General features: G+C 72.8%; 1 protein-coding gene. It reads right to left on the reverse strand.

The window, feature by feature from the left end; genetic code table 11:
• The coding region (locus SOM10_RS17920) for a hypothetical protein (protein WP_320491458.1) at positions 1 to 573 on the reverse strand (573 nt) is incomplete at both ends.

Genomic DNA, 573 nt, shown 5'->3' on the forward strand with positions numbered 1-573 from the left:
CCGCGTTGCTGTCGTCATCAGCCTGAGCCGACGCTGCAGCGGATGCCGAGGCGTTGGTGTCGACCTCAGCCGACGGGTCGGCCGCAGCCGAGGCATCAGCCGTAGCCGCAGCGTCAGCCGTGGTCGCAGCGGATGCCTCGACCTCTGCCTCAGCGGAAGCATCAGCCGCCGCCGTCGCGGACGCCGTGGCCGACGACGAGGCGTTGGCCGCCGCGGCCGCCGACGCGTTCGGATCGGCATCTGCCGCCGCGGACGCGTCAGCCGCACTCGTCGAGGTCGCATCGTTCTGCGCCGCCGCCTGAGCGGCCGCTGCAGCAGACGCGTCCGCATCCGTCGTGGCCGTGGTCGACGCGTCCGTGGATGCGTCGTCCGTCGCCGCCGCAGACGCGGCCGCATCAGCCGTCACGTCAGCCGCCGCCGAAGCGGAACTCGTCGCATTGGCCAGAGCCGCAGCGACAGCCGCCGCCTGAGCCGCCGCGTTGCTGTCGTCATCAGCCTGAGCCGACGCTGCAGCGGATGCCGAGGCGTTGGTGTCGACCTCAGCCGACGGGTCGGCCGCAGCCGAGGCATCAG

Origin of the sequence: Microbacterium sp. CFBP9023 (assembly GCF_034045055.1) — a bacterium.
Taxonomy (GTDB): domain Bacteria; phylum Actinomycetota; class Actinomycetes; order Actinomycetales; family Microbacteriaceae; genus Microbacterium.